This is a genomic window from Microbacterium sp. 1.5R (genome assembly GCF_001889265.1).
Taxonomy (GTDB): Bacteria; Actinomycetota; Actinomycetes; order Actinomycetales; family Microbacteriaceae; genus Microbacterium.
Window position 1 is genome coordinate 3,013,903 of sequence record NZ_CP018151.1, and the last position, 12,523, is coordinate 3,026,425.

11 protein-coding genes are annotated in these 12,523 nt (G+C 65.6%); 3 read left to right on the top strand and 8 right to left on the bottom strand.

The window, feature by feature from the left end; genetic code table 11:
- Positions 1-9: 9 nt before the first annotated feature.
- From BMW26_RS14490 to BMW26_RS14505, 4 genes are all read right to left on the bottom strand, one after another.
- On the bottom strand, positions 10-1,989 hold the full coding sequence (locus tag BMW26_RS14490; protein WP_072591848.1) for an acetoacetate--CoA ligase: 1,980 nt from the start codon (positions 1,987-1,989) through the stop codon (positions 10-12).
- Positions 1,986-2,591 (bottom strand): cupin domain-containing protein, encoded by a 606-nt coding sequence (locus tag BMW26_RS14495; RefSeq protein WP_072591849.1) that lies wholly within the window; start codon positions 2,589-2,591, stop codon positions 1,986-1,988. Before BMW26_RS14495 ends, BMW26_RS14490 begins: the two co-directional genes overlap by 4 nt.
- 2 nt (positions 2,592-2,593) lie before the next feature.
- On the bottom strand, positions 2,594-3,604 hold the full coding sequence (locus tag BMW26_RS14500) for a fumarylacetoacetate hydrolase family protein (RefSeq protein WP_072591850.1): 1,011 nt from the start codon (positions 3,602-3,604) through the stop codon (positions 2,594-2,596).
- A 102-nt stretch (positions 3,605-3,706) separates the two neighbouring features.
- Positions 3,707-4,939 carry a substrate-binding domain-containing protein gene (locus BMW26_RS14505; RefSeq protein WP_198032339.1) on the bottom strand — a complete coding sequence of 411 codons (1,233 nt, stop codon included), beginning with the start codon at positions 4,937-4,939 and terminating at the stop codon, positions 3,707-3,709.
- A gap of 119 nt (positions 4,940-5,058) precedes the next feature.
- Between BMW26_RS14505 and BMW26_RS14510 the strand changes: the two genes are divergently transcribed.
- The 3 genes from BMW26_RS14510 to BMW26_RS14520 are packed head-to-tail and all read left to right on the top strand — an operon-like array spanning position 5,059 to position 8,548.
- Positions 5,059-6,567, top strand: a complete 1,509-nt coding sequence (locus tag BMW26_RS14510; protein ID WP_083569386.1) for a sugar ABC transporter ATP-binding protein — start codon at positions 5,059-5,061, stop codon at positions 6,565-6,567.
- Positions 6,564-7,523, top strand: coding sequence for an ABC transporter permease (locus BMW26_RS14515; protein WP_072591852.1), 960 nt, complete (start codon positions 6,564-6,566; stop codon positions 7,521-7,523). Before BMW26_RS14510 ends, BMW26_RS14515 begins: the two co-directional genes overlap by 4 nt.
- Positions 7,520-8,548, top strand: coding sequence for an ABC transporter permease (locus BMW26_RS14520; protein WP_072591853.1), 1,029 nt, complete (start codon positions 7,520-7,522; stop codon positions 8,546-8,548). Before BMW26_RS14515 ends, BMW26_RS14520 begins: the two co-directional genes overlap by 4 nt.
- Before the next feature lie 45 nt (positions 8,549-8,593).
- Here BMW26_RS14520 and BMW26_RS14525 read toward each other — a convergent pair whose 3' ends face one another.
- From BMW26_RS14525 to BMW26_RS14540, 4 genes are all read right to left on the bottom strand, one after another.
- Positions 8,594-9,307, bottom strand: a complete 714-nt coding sequence (locus tag BMW26_RS14525) for an EthD domain-containing protein (RefSeq protein ID WP_072591854.1) — start codon at positions 9,305-9,307, stop codon at positions 8,594-8,596.
- Between the two features lies 1 nt (position 9,308).
- Positions 9,309-10,532, bottom strand: coding sequence for an NADH:flavin oxidoreductase (locus tag BMW26_RS14530; RefSeq protein WP_198032340.1), 1,224 nt, complete (start codon positions 10,530-10,532; stop codon positions 9,309-9,311).
- A 65-nt stretch (positions 10,533-10,597) separates the two neighbouring features.
- Positions 10,598-11,482: an ABC transporter substrate-binding protein gene (locus tag BMW26_RS14535; protein ID WP_072591856.1), complete on the bottom strand. Its 885-nt coding sequence runs from the start codon at positions 11,480-11,482 to the stop codon at positions 10,598-10,600.
- On the bottom strand, positions 11,479-12,519 hold the full coding sequence (locus tag BMW26_RS14540; protein ID WP_072591857.1) for a fumarylacetoacetate hydrolase family protein: 1,041 nt from the start codon (positions 12,517-12,519) through the stop codon (positions 11,479-11,481). The genes BMW26_RS14535 and BMW26_RS14540 overlap by 4 nt, the downstream gene beginning before the upstream one ends.
- Positions 12,520-12,523 lie beyond the last annotated feature (4 nt).

The following is a 12,523-nucleotide window of genomic DNA, read 5'->3' on the forward strand; positions in this document are numbered from 1 at the left end:
GCCGCGCGATCAGGTCGACGATCCGACCGATCGTCGGGAGGCGAACGCCTCGAACTCGTCGAGAAGCGTGGGATCGTCGACTGCTCCGCGATCGACGACATCCCTCAGCGCCGCACCTTGCAGAAGGCGCTTGATCGGAACCTCCAGCTTCTTGCCGGTGCGTGTGTGGGGGATCGCACGCACAGAGACGATGTCATCAGGCAGATACCTCACCGAGAGGCTCGACCGGATCGCGTCTTTGATCAGCTCTCGGGCATCCTCTTCCACGACATCCGGTGCCAGCTGAACGAAAAGTGGCATGTAGTAGCCCTCCGCGCCGATCTCCGCGCCGATCACGAGTGCCTCGACGACCTGGGGCAGCGCTTCCACCGCCGCGTAGATGTCTGCGGGTCCCAGCCGCAATCCGTTTCGGTTCAGGGTGGAGTCGGATCTCCCGTGGATCAGGATTCCGGCAGAGGTGAACTCGACGAAGTCCCCGTGCCGCCATACCCCGGGGAAGGCATCGAAGTAGCTCGCACGATAACGGGAGCCATCCGCATCTCCCCACAGGCGCAGAGGCATCGACGGCATCGGCGCGGTGACGACGAGCTCACCCTTGCCGCGGACAGGATCCCCCTCATCGTCCCAGGATTCGGTTCGCACCCCCAGGGCTGGCGCCTGAATGTATCCGACTCGCACAGGGAGCGTCGGCACGCCGCCGACGAAGATCGACGCGATGTCGGTACCGCCGCTCATGGAGGTCAGCCACACGTCCCCGACTCGGGAGTACACCCATCGGAACCCATCTGCCGAGAGAGGGGATCCCGTCACCTGGACACAGCGCAAGGTGGAGAGGTCGTGGTCTCGCGCGGGCAACAGCTCGGTCTTCGCGCAGGAGTGGATGAAACCGGCACTCACTCCGAGCACGGCGACGCGCGCACTCTCGACCACCTCCCAGACCCGGTCGAGGCTGGGATAGGCGGGATTTCCGTCGACGAGCACAGCTGTCGCTCCGACCGCGAGCGCCGACACCAAGGAGTTCCACAGCACCCAGCTGGTCGAGGCGACGTTGAAGTACCGGTCTCCCGGCCGCAGATCACCGTGAATGCGGAGAAGCTTCAGCTCCTCCAGGAGCGCGCCACCGTGACCGTGGACGATCCCCTTCGGGATACCCGTCGTCCCCGACGAGAACAGCACCCAGAGCGGGTGGCTGAACTCCACGTCATCGAAGCGGAGATCAGCCGGCACAGCGACGGCGTCCGACCACTCGACGCTGGGGACCGAGGACGACGGCGCGTCGACACCGGAGTGCGACGTGACCCAGATGACCTGCTGAAGCGACTGCAGTTCGGTCAAGATCTCTACGAACTCTTCGCTCCTGTCGCGATCCCGCCCCCCGAGCCGATATCCGGGCGCGATGAGCGCCACCTTCGGTTCGAGCTGCGCGAACCGAGACACGATCGCTCCAGGCCCGAACTCGGGGGCGCATACAGACCAGATAGCCCCGATTGATGCGGTGGCGAGGAGGCCGACGACCGCTTCACGAACATTCGGAAGGATGCCCACGACACGGTCGCCACTGACCACGCCGACTGCCCGGAGATGGCCGGCGAGCGCCGCGACCTCGTCGCGGAGCGCGCTCCACGACGTCTCGGTGGTCGTGCCGTCCTCGTCGATTGACAGCAGGGCGACGCCCTCATGCCGCTCCAGGAGGTGTCGAGCGAAGTTGACGGTGCGGCCCGGGAACCATCGGGTGTCCGGCATCCGGTCGCCTGTCACGACGGGACCCCCGTGCCCGCCGAACTCGACATCGGAGAAGTCCGCGAACGACTGCCAGAAGAGATCCGGCCTGTCCACGCTCCACTGCCAGAGCTCGTCGTACGACTCCCCGATCGCGACACCGTGCCGCCGGAGATGGTCGGCGAAACACGCCACCCCGGTCTCCGGGATCGATGACGGGTCGGGCTGCCAGATCACCTCGCCGTCGCGGGCGTCGGCGTCGACGATCATGTCGAGATCACCGGATCCTTCCTGCTCACGCGGGCCGCCGCGATCTCCGCCGGCGACTGCGATGCAGTTCCGATGAGCACGAAGAGAACTCGCGCCGTCGTGTCAGTGCGATTCGACCAGGAGTGGCTCGTCGCACGCTGGACGGCCACATCTCCTGCTCGAAGGGTCGCCTCACCGTCGTCTACGAGAAGCGTGATCTCGCCGTCGAGGACGACGGCGTAGTCGAGCGAATCGGTCCTGTGGAACCAGAAGTGCGCTCCGCCACCATCCGCACCTGCCGCGGCCTCGCGATGCCCGTCGATCTCGGTGAAGATGACCGAGTTCGCTTCGTCGGGGTACACCGAGTCCGGAGGAAAATCCGCAATGCGGAGTATCGTCTCACCGACCGCGGGAAACGATGGGATCACCGACTCGGCGGAGGCACGATCGACGTCCGAGACATGATCGATCGGACCTGCAGAGGTCATCCACGGGACTGTCGCCCCGAAACCGGGGATCGAATCGGATTCGAACGCGTGAGGGGCGGCACCGTCGAACAGGATGATCGCGCGGCCCTGGTCGTCATGTCCGGTCACGACGCGGCGGACAGGGGGACGAGCCATGTTCACTCCTGACCTTCGAAGGGGTAGGGGCGCGGCTCCGGCCACCATGCCGGCACCTCCTTCTCGTGGGCGATGGGGTTCCGGAGCGTCCCGACCGATTCCAGTTCGAGCTCCACGACGTCTCCGGGCTTGAGGAAGCGGTTCAGCTCGACGCCCGCGCCGAAGCCCATCGTCCCCGAACCGATGAGGTCGCCGGGCTGCAGCCCGTCGAAGATGGACACATACGCGACGAGCTCCTCGGGCGTGTAGACGAAGTTCTCCACACGCGTGTCGGACCACACCTCTCCGTTCACACGGACCTGCCCCTTGAGGCCTTCGATGGAGGAGATCTCATCGAGAGTCGTGATCCACGGGCCGATGCCGTAGGCGAAGTCCTTGGAGTGCTGCGCACCCATACCGATGGGGCCCTCCAGCGCCTGGACGTCGCGCAGACTCCAGTCGTTGAAGATGGTGATGCCGAAGACATGGTCCATCGCCTCGTCGGGCGTCAGATTGCGCCCGGGACGACCGATGATGTATCCGATCTCGAGTTCGTAATCGAGCTTGTCCGAGATGTCCGGATACGGGATCGTCTGGCCCGAACCGTACGTCGTGGCGGTCGATCCCTTGAAGTAGCCCGGCCGCTCGTACACGGCACGGACGGGGTCCGACTTGACGACATTCTTGAAGTAGTTCTCGATGTGCGTCCCGAACGTGAGACCGTCGCGGATCACCGGGGGCTCGACTGCAGCACGGAAGCTCACGCTCTCCAGGTCGAGCGACGCGTCATCGGCAGCTGCCAGCGCGACGTGAGCCGCGTCGAGGAAGGCATCGCCGCCGGCGATCCCCCGTGTCAGGTCGCCGAAGATCACCTCGGCGATCGCCCGTGAACTTCTGACCGTGGCATGACGCCGCTGAAGAGCCAGCGCGTAGGCCTTGCGGAGATCGACCACGCGACCGGCCTCGGGTTCGACGGCCACTACCCGGATCTCCTCCCCATCGGGACCGGAGACTGCGATACGACTGAGCTTCATTGCTTGTTCCTTCCGTGCGTTATTCCATACGATACGGCCTGTATCGAACGGGATCAAGAGCGGATCCGGCACCGACGCGCGCGGGTGCCGGATCCGCGGCGATCAGGATGCGGGATTCGTGAAGAACTGGTCGAGCCGCTCCGTGGGCTCGTAGTCATCCGGCGAGCCCGCGAGATCGGCACCGTCGGTGATCTTCCAGGACTCCTCCGCATAGTCCGCGAGGTTGTCCTGCGTGACGATCACGGACGGCTGAACGATCTGATTGATCTTCGGCCCTTCCCCCTTGAGTGTCCGGAGCGCCACCTCTGCGACGACTTCGCCCGTCCTGACGGATGGCGTCGTCGTGCCGAAGTACGGATAGTCGGGATTCTGCAGAGCCCACGCGGAGAACCCCTGCGTGGCTCCGTCATCGGCGATCGGCGGGGCCTCGAGCCCCGATTCGACGAACGCGTTGTAGATTCCCAACCCCATGGTTCCGGACTGGAGGACGGCGTCCACTCCGGCAGGGTTGGTGGAGAGGAACTTCAGCACCTCCGCCTGCGCCGTCGCCGGCTGGAAGAACCCTGTCACCTCGCCGACGACCTTCACCTCAGGGCAGGTGTCCAGGATCGCGTCGGTACCGAGATCAGCGAACGTGGTGTTCGGGATCCCCGGGATTCCCTGCACCCGCAGCACGGAGCCTTTACCGCCGATCGCGCCGAGAGTACCGGCCGTGACCTCTGCGACGGCCAGGGGCACGTTGCGCGTGACGCTGATCGCATATTCGGAGTCGATCGGCACCTGCGCGGCGATCACCGGGATTCCCGCGTCGAACGCCTGCTTGACGAGATCGATCGACGGCTCCGGCGCGATGGGAGTGTAGATGATCACGTCGGGCTTCAGTGCGAGCGCCTCGTTGAACTGCTGCAACTGCAAGGGCACGTTCGACGGGTCATCGGGAGCGAAGTCGGCGACGATCTCGACGCCCTCAGCTTCGAGACTCGACCGGATCGCCTCAGTCATGGTCGCGATGAACGGGCTCGCAGGCGGCATCCCCACGAGCGCCGCCGTGTACCCCTCGGTCTTCTCGGAGGCGTAGTCCGCCCACGCCGACTTCCGGATCTCATACGGCCACAGGTTGAAGCCGTTCACGATGTCTTCGGGGAACTCGGCGAGCAGTCCCGACGGATCGCTCACCGGGGTCGTCGGGACGACTCCGCACCCCTCCGCCGAGGTGCCGCTCGACGCGGACGGCGCGCCAGAACCGGAAGGGGCGCACCCGGCCACCACGAGGCCGGACACGGACAGAAGGACGATGGCTAAGCCCGCGCGAGCGGGTAGGGCAGAACTGTGCATTCGGGACTCCTCTTTGAGTTGAAAACGCATCTGTGCGTTCCCAAAGGAAAGCACAAGCGATACGATCCGTCTAGTTCAGCATTTTCAGGAACAACTGACGACTCGATGAGGAGTGGTAAGTGGAGACCGAACCCGACCGCCTGGACGCGGCACGAATCAGCAAGAGATTCGGCGGAACGAAGGCGCTCGTCGACGCCGACCTGCAGGTGCGTCCCGGCGAGGTGCATACGCTGCTGGGCGAGAACGGCTCAGGCAAGAGCACACTGGTGAAGATCATCGGCGGCGTACATCGCCCGGACACCGGTTCCGTCTCTCTCGACGGAGTCGCGATGAGCGCTCGAAGTCCCCGCCACGCGTCGGGCCAGGGAGTGGCCACCGTCTTTCAGGAGGTGCTGACCGCGAGCAGCCAGTCGGTCCTCGACAACGTGTGGCTCGGATCGGACGGGGTGTTCGCCCGACGCGTCAGTCGCGCGGATCAACGCATCATAGCGGCGGAGGTGCTCGAACGACTCGTCGGTGATCTTCCGCTCGATGCATCTGCCGGAGACCTGTCCCTCTCCGAACGGCAGGCTGTCTGCATCGCCAGAGCTCTCGTCAGGAGACCGCGCCTCCTGATCCTCGACGAGTCCACCGCCGCGCTGGACGTCCGCACCCGGGATCGCCTGTTCGGCGAGATGCGGCGTCTCACCTCGGAAGGGAGCAGCGTCCTCTTCATCTCGCATCGGATGGACGAGGTTGCCGAGATATCGGACCGGGTGACCGTGCTGCGATCCGGACGCACCATCTCGACCACCGATCGATCCGAGCTGTCCGTACAGAGACTGATCGGCGATATGACCGGCACATCCGGCCACCACGAGAGAGTCGACTCGGAACGAGACCTCGGAGCAGTGACGCTTCGGGCCGACGCGATCCGGCTCGCCCCCGAAGCCGACCCCATCGACCTCACCGTCCGCGCCGGACAACTGGTCGGGCTGGCTGGACTCGAGGGACAGGGGCAGGATCTCTTCATCAAGCGTCTCGCCGGCCTCGCCTCAGGTCCCGGCGCCGTGCTCCGCCCCTCCGAGCATGACGAGAAAGAGGTGCGCGCGCGGCGCGCGGGCGCCCTCGGTGTCGCGTACCTCCCACGGGAGCGCCGCGGAGAATCGCTCTTCGAATCCATGTCGATCAGTGAGAACTTCGCACTCCCGACGATGGCCCAGGATCGCCGCGGGCTCCTGTTGAGCCCATCACGTCTCGCACGCAGATTCGACGAATTCATACGGTCACTCAGCATCCGTCTCGGATCGCCGAAGGATCCGATCTCCAGTCTGTCCGGCGGAAGCCAGCAGAAGGTGCTCCTTGCACGGTGGCTCGCGACCGGGCCGACCGTTCTGCTCCTCAACGACCCGACCCGAGGTGTCGACATCATGACCAAGCGCGAGATCTATTCGCAGCTCGACCAGCTCTGCTCGCAGGGCATGAGCGTCGTGATGCTCTCGAGCGAAGTCGAGGAGCTGGTCGAGCTGGTCGACCGCGTTCTGGTCTTCCGCGATCAGACGGTGTTCGCCGACATCCCCAGGGAGAGCCTCACCACGCAGGCCGTCGTCTCGGCCTACTTCGGACAGCGGAAGGAAGCTTCCGCATGAACGCCGCACTCGCTTTTCTCCGCCGTCGACCCTTCGCCTTCGCACTGATGCTGTCGATCGTGCTGCTGGTCCTCAATCTGATCGTCTCGCCCAGCTTCCTCTCACCGGAGCGCCTGCCCGGCACTCTGGCCACGTTGGCGCCGTTCGTGCTCGTGGGCTTCGCGTCGACCCCGGCCATTCTCTCCGGTGGCATCGACGTGTCCGTAGGACCGCTCGCGACCTTCATCAACTGCCTCTTCGTGGCCGTACTCATCCCCTTCGGGCTGGGCGACTGGCCCGTAGCCGTACCTGTGCTTCTCGTGGTGGCCAGTGCGCTCGGCGCCGTGAACGGAGTGCTGGTCGCGGTCCTCAGACTGCACCCCGTCGTCGCGACGACCGGGATGCTCTTCCTGCTCATCGGGCTGTCGCTGACCATCGCGCCGACACCGATCGCGGCGCCTGACAACTGGAGCGAGTCGTTCGCCGGGGCGATCGGACCAGTACCGGGGGCTCTCCTGCTGATCGCTTTCGCGGGACTCATCTGGTTCGGCCTTCGTCGCACGGCCTACAACCGCAACCTCCTCGCTCTCGGCGACAGCGACATCTCGGCCTACGGCTCGGGGGTGCGTGTGACGACGGTTCGCGTCCTCGCCTATGCCCTCGGCGGCCTGTTCGCCGGAGTCGCGGGGATCGCGCTGTCCGCGCTTCTGCAATCCTCGCAGTCCTCACTCGCGTCCACCTACGCGCTTCTCGGCCTCGCCGCGGCAGTGCTCGGCGGCACAAGTCTGGGCGGAGGACGCGGAGGACTGCTCGGCACGTTCTTCGGAGCGCTCACCATCTACCTTCTGCAGCAGGTGCTCACCGCCTCCGGCGTGGCTCCCAGCTTCATCCAGCTCGCGTACGGTCTTGTTCTCGTCGCGGGCGTCATCCTCGGAGCGACCCTGCTCCTTCCCCGCTCGAGAGGATCACGCGCATGACCGATGTCGGCGAATCTCACACCGCCTCACTCACGACTCCCGCATCCAGCCCCACGAGGCTGGTCGCCGCACGGCGATGGATGTTCGAGGTGCCCGCTCTCCAAGTGCTCGTGCTGGTGCTCCTCGTGGCCTGGCTTCTCATGATTCAGCCGGCGTTCTTCGCGCCACGGCCGATCACCGCCATCCTCGTGATCGCATCGCTTCTCGCCGTCGCAGCGCTGGGTCAGACGCTCGTGGTGCTGCTCGGAGGACTGGATCTCAGCGCTCCCGGCTACATTCTCTTCGGCGCCTTCGTCGCTTCGAACGTCGCCGGAGCGGCAGGCATCCCGCTCGTCTGGAGTGTTCTGCTCGTCGTCGGATTCTGCGGCCTCGTGGGAGCGCTGATCGGGTGGATCTGTCACCGCTACCGCGTCCAGCCGCTGGTCGTGACCCTCGGAGCCGGCGCTGCACTGGCCGGGATGACCCTGCTTCTCGCCGACGGGAACTACTCCTCCGCACCACCGGACGAGCTGCGGCGGATCGCCAGCCTGACGGGCACGACGTTCGGACTCCCGATCCCGCCGATCATCCCGATCGTGCTCGTCGTCACCGTGCTGACCTGGGTCTTCCTCAACCGCACCGGCGCGGGCCGCAAGCTGTATGCCACCGGCATCAACCCACGCGCAGCCGACCTCACCGGAGTACGGACCTCCGTCGTGTGGACGTCCGTCTTCGCCGCATCAGGGATCTGCGCCGGTCTCGCCGGAATGCTGATCGCCGCGTTCGGTTCGGGATGGTCGCAGACCGTGGGAGACCCCTACCTCTTCTCCGGGCTGGCAGCGGTTCTCGTCGGAGGAACGACGTTCGGATCGATACGCGGCAGCTTCACCCGAACGGTTCTGGGCGCGCTGATACTCACCGTGCTGTCCACCATCATCGTGGGCAGCGGGATGACCGAGGCGCAGAGCAGAATCATCTACGGTCTGATCATCCTCGCCGTGGTGTTCGTCTACGGACGTGAGCGCCACGTGCGGGACCGCTTCTGAGAACCGGGGTGACGGGGCGCGGGCGCGCACCGTCACCCCGTCGGTTCACCGGAGCGTGATAGGCGTGGTGAGGAAGGCCGTGGAGAACTCTGTGTTCGTGAACATGGGTTCGTCCGGGGCGACGACGTCCCGATAGTGGGCGCTCGCGAACTCGGCCTCGAGAGCATCCGCCGACCGGAAGGTGATCGTGCCGACCCCGTCGTACCCTGTGCTCGCGAAGCGCGATGACACAGGAGCCGGCGCCGGAGTGTCCTCCAGCCGAAGCAGACGCGAGGCCGTATCCGGGCCGGAGGTCGCGAGTTGCGCGTGCGAGCCGGTCCAGTAGTCGGCGAACTCGCTGAAGCGGAGCCGGTACTGCGCGACCGGAAGCACGATGACCTTCACCGGCTCGGATGCGGCTGAGCCGTCGGGCGATGCCTCCCAGATGACCTGCGGCACTCCCCCGACAGCTGCGAGCCCGTTCTGGAGGGTGCCGCTGCGCAGCCCCGCCCAGTTCGTGAACTCTCGCGAACCGACCCAGTCGGCGGCGTCATTCTTCCGCGCCCACCACGTCTCCACCGCCGCGTCGTAGGGCGACGTCGATGTACCGGCGATGGGCGCGGGCCCGTCGAGCGGCCGATTGAAGACGTGCGAAAGGAGTCCCGCAGCATCCAGCGGATGCTGCGCTTCGAGTTCCAGCCATTCGTCAGCGAAAGCCCCGGAGGACACCCCCTGTCGACTCTTCAACAGGATCACGAGCTTGTAGGCGGCCTCGGTCATCTCACTTGCCTTTCCTTAGGGCGACGAGGGAGTCGGCGACCCCCATGAGCAGCTTCGATCCGGCTGCGGCCACGAGGATCTCCTGAGGGAGGTGCGTGCGAGCGGCAGAGGCGCCTGCCTCACGCCCCATCTCCCGGTTCTTGTGGCAGCGAACCGGCACGTTGAGGATGAGACGTCGCAGACAGGAGTTCTCGTGGTCACACCAGACCACCTCTCCCAACCGGTCCTCCATGACCTTGCGGGGAAAATCCGGGTCGGCGAGCAGTTGGCGGGCGAGCATGATGCCATCCGCATGACCGGCGAGGATCGCTTGGGCGCCCTGCACAGGGTCGTATGTGCTGCTGAGCATGAGCGCGACGTCGGGCATCGCCTCGCGAAAAGTCTGGGGCTCGCCGTGCGCGAGGATGCTGCCGGATGCCGACTGCACATTCTGGTCCATGGATTCGTAGTTGCCGTCGCTCAAGGCGATGTACCCGAGCCCCTCCCGCGCGACGACCGCAGCGACCTGGGCGAAGCCCTCCGGCCCCTGACCGTCCGGAAGATGGTCGTTCGAACTCATCCGCAAACCCACCGGATAGTCCGGGCCGACGATCCGTCGAATCGCGCGAACGGTGTCCACGAGGATCCGGGCGCGGTTCTCGACGCTTCCGCCGTAGTCATCGGTTCGGAAGTTGGTACGAGGTGAGAGGAATGAGGAGTACAGGTACCGCATGTGAGCTCCGAGTTCGACGCCGTCGAACCCTGCTTTCTGCGCACGGATCACCGCGGCCACCACCTGCTCCTGCACTTCCGCGATCTCGGCGATCGAGATCTCCACGGGAGACGGGGTCGTGCGGCCCCCGGGAATATGAAGTCCCGGCGGCAGGTGCGGAGCCGCCATCCTGACTCCCACGGGGCTCGCCGCGCGCGTGGGACGATCCGGGCCCGGCACACCCATCGCGCCGAAGCTGGGGAAGATCTGGGCGAAGATCGGTACGTCATGGGCGTGGACGGCGTCCACCATCCGGGCGAGGTGCGGGATGAAGTGATCATCGTCGAACCGCATCAGCGGCTTGAACGGTCCCTCTTGATATCCCCTGTCCGTGGAGACTCCGCCGCCGACGATCACGAGTCCGACTCCGCCCACGGCACGGCGGGTCAGAAAGGCGATCGTCTGTTCACTCGGCCGGCCGTCAGCAGTCGGCTGCAGCACGGCCATGGGACTCAGGACGAATCGATTCTTCACGGTCAGACCGTCGATTCTCCATGACGAAGCGAGAGTCTCAAAAGCAGTCGGGGCGGCAGAAAGCGTCATTGCATCTCCTTGTGGGCGTCGGTCTGAGACGACTCATTCGGCAGATCGAGACAGACTTCCTGAATGAGGTCGAGGCGACCGGATGCACCGCCGGGCATGAGGCCGAGATCAGAGCGCAGCGTTTCCAAGACCTTCAGTCCCTCCGGATCCACACGCAAGGATGCAGGCCGCGACTCCCAGAGCGCCTCCGCAGACCCCCTCGGGACTCCGGACTGCGTGATCAGCTCGGCCCCCGACCCGCGTTCCATGGCGTCGGCGACAGAGACCGCCTCCGTGAGCGCTCGCAGATAGGCCCGCAGTTCCTCGTCCTCACTCGGTGTCCGCTGCGCCCTCACGAGGATCCCCTGCCCTGGATAGCTCGGGAGAACAGTGTCGACGGACGCAATCCGAGTCACCCCTGCGGCGTCCGCCATGGCATCGAAGGGCGGCCCCAGAAGGGTCGCATCCACGCGTCCGTCCAGCAGCGCATCCAGCCTTTCCGTGACCCCGCCGATCTGCACGAAGTCGGCTGTCACCCCCGCCTCTGACAGCACCCATCGCGCGATGATCGCAAACCCGTTCGAGAGGGCGTCTACAGCGAAGCGCGCACCGTGCAGATCTGCCAGAGAACGCCGTTCCCCCGCGGCATAGACCGAGAGGCCCGTCGACCGCTCGACCTGACCGATGATTCGAACGTCAGCCCCATGCTCATTCCAGACGAAGGCGTTGTCCATGGCGGTCACCGCGATGTCGGCCTCGCCGGACATGAGCGCCGCCATCTGCTCCGCGCTCGAGGTCGTGCGTCGCGCCTGCAGAGACACCCCCTCTCTTGCGAGCAAACCCTGCGCCTCGGCGACGAGCAGGAGAACCGGGGGAACGAAATGCAGCTGTCGCAGCGTCATATCGAGACAGCGACCGGACGACTCGCCTGCCACGGAGGAAGATGACCGGTAGGGCCGCGAACCGCATTCCGTTGGAAGCCGAGCCCGGTGATGGACCCTTCCATCACGTCACCGTCGCGCAGGAATCGTTTCCAATGCGATCCGTTGCCTGCCGGAGACCCGGTGATCAGAAGATCGCCCGCGCGAAGCTGAGCGACGGAGGACGCATACGAGAGCAAGCTCGGCACGTCGAAGGCCAGGCCCCCGGTCGTCGCGTCCTGCATGACATCTCCGTTGAGACGCAACTCGAGTCGCAGTGAGCCCGGGTCTGTAACGAATCGAGAAGGCATCAGCACCGGGCCGGTGGGGAAGAAAGTGGGCTGATTCTTCGAGCGGAACCAGTCCGTCCCGATCTTCGCCATGTCCGGGCGTGGGACCAGCGATCGCGCCGTGAGGTCGTTCACGATCGTGAATCCGGCGATGTGATCCCACGCATCCTCCGCCGCGATGCGATAGGCATCGCGACGCAGGACGACGCCCAGTTCGAGCTCCCAGTCCACATCTTCGCCCACATCAGGCAGCTGAACGTCGTCGTACGCCCCGACCACGGCCGACGGGATACCCGTCCAGATATAGGGGTCGCCTGCACGCACCCGCTCATCGATCTCGTGGGCTGCCTCAGCACGAAGCTCGTCGTCGGACGCATCGTCCCGCCCCAGGCGATGCGCGACGCTCATCTCGATGATGTGCTCGCGATAGTTCGCTCCGGCCGCGATGACAGGACCCACCGGCTGCACAGGGGGCAGCACGCGGAGACGTGCATCGACCAATCCGTGATCGAGCACTATTCCCTGAGTCGATGCTGCCCGCAGGTGGTCATCGATACGATCGAGGTTGCGGTCCCAATCCTCGAACAGCTGACTCGTCACAGAGAGACCGGGAATCACGTCGCGCAGGTCGAAGAGCTTTGACCCCCGCACCGCGGCCGGGATCGTGGCGCCGTCGACCTCGAACGTACCGATTCCGAACGGCCCGGCCTTCACCTCGTCCAGGCTCATGACG

Coding starts and splice junctions, on each gene's coding strand:
- BMW26_RS14490 (WP_072591848.1), bottom strand. CDS start 1,989: ATGATCGTCGACGCCGACGCCCGCGACGGCGAGGTGATCTGGCAGCCC.
- BMW26_RS14495 (WP_072591849.1), bottom strand. CDS start 2,591: ATGGCTCGTCCCCCTGTCCGCCGCGTCGTGACCGGACATGACGACCAG.
- BMW26_RS14500 (WP_072591850.1), bottom strand. CDS start 3,604: ATGAAGCTCAGTCGTATCGCAGTCTCCGGTCCCGATGGGGAGGAGATC.
- BMW26_RS14505 (WP_198032339.1), bottom strand. CDS start 4,939: ATGCACAGTTCTGCCCTACCCGCTCGCGCGGGCTTAGCCATCGTCCTT.
- BMW26_RS14515 (WP_072591852.1), top strand. CDS start 6,564: ATGAACGCCGCACTCGCTTTTCTCCGCCGTCGACCCTTCGCCTTCGCA.
- BMW26_RS14520 (WP_072591853.1), top strand. CDS start 7,520: ATGACCGATGTCGGCGAATCTCACACCGCCTCACTCACGACTCCCGCA.
- BMW26_RS14525 (WP_072591854.1), bottom strand. CDS start 9,307: ATGACCGAGGCCGCCTACAAGCTCGTGATCCTGTTGAAGAGTCGACAG.
- BMW26_RS14535 (WP_072591856.1), bottom strand. CDS start 11,482: ATGACGCTGCGACAGCTGCATTTCGTTCCCCCGGTTCTCCTGCTCGTC.
- BMW26_RS14540 (WP_072591857.1), bottom strand. CDS start 12,519: ATGAGCCTGGACGAGGTGAAGGCCGGGCCGTTCGGAATCGGTACGTTC.